Genomic DNA, 3,835 nt, shown 5'->3' with positions numbered 1-3,835 from the left:
CGACGCCGAGCACCTCGTAATAGTCCTTTGTTGCCACTTGCGATTCCCCCACCTGACTTTGCACGAGAGGCCGCCCGTGCGGGGCGGCCGAAGATCACTCCAGTTTGGTTTCTACCCTCTTGCGCCGGGACCGTAGCCGTAGTAGCCGTAGCTCGCGCTGCCGCAGCTGAACATGAGCACCATGAGGAACGCGAGGAGGAGCCCCGACACCGCGCCGTTGGCGACCGACGCCCCCGCGTGCTTCCACCACGTCTGGCCCTTGCCGAGGCCTCCTCCGCGGTAGAGCGAGTACACGCAGACCGCGGCCATGATGATAATGAACGGCAGCATGGCCGAGAGCGTGCCCGTGAGGGCCCCCAGGACCACGAACGGGATGAGGAAGCCGAGCGTCTGCATGCCCATCGCCTGGCGCTGGTTGACGCGCTCGGACGCGACGCCCACGCGACAGACGAAGTCGCCCGTGGTGGAGCCGTTGGTGCCGGCGTTGCCCATGCCCTTGATGCGAACCTCGTCGCCATCGTGGGAGTTGGGCGGGACCTCGACCACGACCTCGCTCGCCGAGAGCACCCGGCCGGAGCCGCCGCAGGCCTCGCAGGGGTCCGCCACGACCTTGCCGACGCCCTCGCACTCGGGGCACTCCATCTCCATCACGCCGAAGCCGAAGAGCCCCGTTAGGTCGACGCCGATGTGGCCCGTGCCGCCGCAGGTGGGGCAGGTCTCGGCGTGCTCGCTCCTGACGGAGCCGGTGCCGTGGCACACGTCGCACGCGACGTAGCGCTGGTACGTGAAGCCGCGCTTCACGCCCTTGCGCGCAGTCTCGTCGTCCAGGTCGAGCTGCATGACGACGTCCGCGCCCGCCTTGGGGTTGTACGCGCGCGAGCGCGTGGTGGACCTGCGGTAGCCCGCGCCGCCAAAGGGGAAGCCCCAGCCAAAGGGCGAGCCGCCAAACGGGTCCTGCGCGGGGCCGCCGTACGAGGGGCTGCCATAGCCGTCCTGGACGAACGGCGAGCCCGAGCGCATCGCGTCGTAGCGCTTGCGCTTCTGCTCGTCTGAGAGGACGGCATAGGCCTCCGAGACCTCCTTGAACCTCTCCTCGGCGTCCGGCGCCTTGTTGACGTCCGGGTGGAGCTTGCGCGCCTTCTGCTGGAAGGCCTTCCTGATCTCGTCCGTCGAGGCGTCAGGGGACACCCCCAGGATCGCGTAGTAGTCCTTCTCGTTCATTCCTGCCATGAGGTCTCCCCATGCGTGTCGTGTCCTACCCAAGCGCCGCCGGGCGCGCGTGCCCGCACAAAATCGGGCACATTCGTTCAACGATTCTATCCATTGGCGGCGCCGCTTATTCAGCCGCGGCGCCGCCGCAGCAAATCACCACCGCCCAGGTGCTGGTCAGGCGCCCCTGCCCCGTGCGCTCGCGCTCGCGACCGTGCCGGGGGCGAGGCCCCACATGAGGCCGAAGAGCTCGTTTCCCAGAAGCCAGCCGCGCTCCGTGGGGGCTGCGCCACCCGCCGGCGTCGCGCGCACGAGGCTCTCCGCCGCGGCCTCCTCCAGGGCGTCGTCGACGGCACCTTCCCCGAGGACGCTCCGCGCATGGGCGAGAAGTGCCTCCCCCACGCCCTCGGTGAGGCGCATCCCCAGCATGAGGTCCTCGGCCGCCGCCTGGGGCGCCGTGAGGAACTCGAGGTCGAAGTCGAGGTCGCACAGGCCGGCCGCAGCCGCGACCTCGCGCCTGCCGCTCGTGACGGTGAGCCGCGCGCGGGCCGCGCCCTCGGGCGCGGGCGGGAGCTGCGGTGCCACGGCGCGCAGGCGGGCGTAGCCCTCCGCGGTCAGCATGCCGGCGGCCCCGGTGCCAAGCCCCAGGTAGGGCAGGCCCGTCCAGTACGCGCGGTTGTGCGCGCACGACCTGCCCGGCCGCGCGTAGCTCGCGACCTCGTAGCGTAGGAGGCCCGCCTCCGTGAGCGCCCGCTCCGCCTCGCGCATGCGCGCGGCCTGCACGTCCTCGGAGTTGAATGCCGGGTCCCCGTCCGCGTAGCGGCGCCCGAACGCCGTCCCCTCCTCGATCTGCAGCGGGTAGACGCTCACGTGGCAGACGCCCGCGGACAGCACGTCGTCGAGGCTGCGGCGCCAGCTCCCCTCGCCCTGCCGGGGTATGGCGCACATGAGGTCGCACGAGACGTCGAGCCCCGCCGCGACGGCGCGGGCGAGGGCGTCGGTTGCCTGCGCGGACGTGTGGATGCGACCCAGCGCGGCGAGCTCCTCGTCCGACGTGCTCTGCACGCCCACGGACACGCGCGTCGCGCCGGAGGACGCGATGGCGGCAAGCGTGGGGGCATCCAGCGAGTCGGGGTTGGCCTCGCACGAGAGCTCGCGCGGGCAGTGCGGCGCCATGCGCGAGAGGAGCGCGCCCACGGCGGGGCCCATCAGCGTGGGCGTGCCGCCGCCAAGGTAGCCGGTACGACAGCCCTCGAGGAGCCCCGCATCCGCGGCCTGGCCGATCATGCGCGCGAGCGATGCTGCGTACGCGGTCACGAGCGGGTCGTCCGCGCGCGTGGACAACGACGAGAAGTCGCAGTACGCGCACTTGCTCCTGCAGAAGGGGACGTGCGCATAGAGCGCGAGCGCGCCGGCCGCGTGCAGGTGCCCCTCCCAGTCCGACGCGCCCATGCGCTACTCCGACCAGGAGTCGAGCCGGCCCTCGAGCTCGCGCACGAGACCCAGATAGTCCTCCAGCGTCACGCACGCCATGGCGCGGTTGCGCCACTCGGCCGCGTAGGGCATGCCCTTGAAGTACCATCCCGCGAGGCTGCGCGCCCGCGCCAGGTGGGCATGCGTTGCCGCGAGCAGGCGCACGTGGCACTCGAACGCGGCCAGGCGCTGGGCGTACGTTGGGACGGGGGGCTCCCCTCCCGCGTCGATCGTCCGTGCGGCCGAGAAGAGCCAGGGGTTCCCGTAGGAGCCGCGTGCCACCATGACGGCCGTCGCGCCCGTCCGGGCGCGCATGTCCGACGCCGCCTGCGCGCTCAGCACGTCGCCCGAGCCGATGACGGGGACGGACACCGCGTCGACCACATGCCGCACGCAGTCCCAGTCCGCCTTGCCGCGGTACAGCTGGCTCGCCGTGCGGCCGTGGACCGCGATGGCCGAGGCGCCCGCCTGCTCCATGGCGCGCGCGAAGTCCGGCGCCTGCTCGGGCCCCGGCGTGCGGCTGCGCCTGATCTTGCAGGTCACGGGCACGCTCGACTCCTCGACGCACGCGCGCACGAGCTCCGCCGCCAGATCCGGGCTGTCCAGGAGGGCCGAGCCCTCGCCCTTGCGCGTGACCTTGGGAACGGGGCAGGCCATGTTGATGTCGATCAGCGCCAGCTTGCTTCCCAGGCGCTCCTGCACGCGCGAAGCGGCCTCGCGGAACTGCTCCGGCTTGCTGCCGAAGAGCTGCACCGCGATGTCGGGCTCCTCCTCGGCGGGAAGCACGAGCTCCCAGGTCTTCTGGCCGCCGCCGCGACCGCCGAAGTGGATGCCCGCGACGGAGACCATCTCAGTGTAGGCGAGGCCCGCGCCGCCGCGTCGCGCCATCAGGCGGTACGCCGAGTCCGTCACGCCGGCCATCGGCGCGAGCAGGTAGCGGGCGGCGGAGAGGCGGGCCGCAAGGTCGCCCCCGCGGGGAAGGGGGTCGACCTTCTCGCCCAGGCCAGCAGCCGGCGCCAGGGCGTCGAGCACCTGCGCCGGCGTGGCGTCCGCCCCGAGCGTGACGGCGCTCATTCGTCGTCCACCTTGAGCACGGCCAGGAAGGCCTCCTGCGGCACCTCCACCGAGCCGATGGACTTCATGCGCTTCTTGC

At 72.1% G+C, this 3,835-nt stretch carries 3 protein-coding genes; all 3 read right to left on the bottom strand.

Annotation, left to right across the window (positions count from 1 at the left end; all coding sequences use genetic code 11):
* Positions 1-111: 111 nt before the first annotated feature.
* A complete protein-coding gene (locus ACI38Z_RS03585; RefSeq protein WP_439788818.1) occupies positions 112-1,230 on the bottom strand; it encodes a DnaJ domain-containing protein in 1,119 nt (372 codons plus the stop codon).
* A gap of 156 nt (positions 1,231-1,386) precedes the next feature.
* Complete coding sequence (locus tag ACI38Z_RS03580; protein ID WP_439788817.1) at positions 1,387-2,661, bottom strand: coproporphyrinogen-III oxidase family protein; 1,275 nt, start codon at positions 2,659-2,661, stop codon at positions 1,387-1,389.
* A 3-nt stretch (positions 2,662-2,664) separates the two neighbouring features.
* Positions 2,665-3,756, bottom strand: a complete 1,092-nt coding sequence (locus ACI38Z_RS03575) for a tRNA dihydrouridine synthase (protein WP_439788816.1) — start codon at positions 3,754-3,756, stop codon at positions 2,665-2,667.
* Positions 3,757-3,835 lie beyond the last annotated feature (79 nt).

It is taken from the genome of Parafannyhessea sp., from assembly GCF_051876455.1.
In the GTDB taxonomy this organism is placed as follows: Bacteria; Actinomycetota; Coriobacteriia; order Coriobacteriales; family Atopobiaceae; genus Parafannyhessea.
The sequence above is the reverse complement of the archived record's forward strand: the minus strand, read 5'-3'. Positions and strand labels throughout refer to the sequence as shown.

Coding starts and splice junctions, on each gene's coding strand:
- ACI38Z_RS03585 (WP_439788818.1), bottom strand. CDS start 1,230: ATGGCAGGAATGAACGAGAAGGACTACTACGCGATCCTGGGGGTGTCC.
- ACI38Z_RS03580 (WP_439788817.1), bottom strand. CDS start 2,661: ATGGGCGCGTCGGACTGGGAGGGGCACCTGCACGCGGCCGGCGCGCTC.
- ACI38Z_RS03575 (WP_439788816.1), bottom strand. CDS start 3,756: ATGAGCGCCGTCACGCTCGGGGCGGACGCCACGCCGGCGCAGGTGCTC.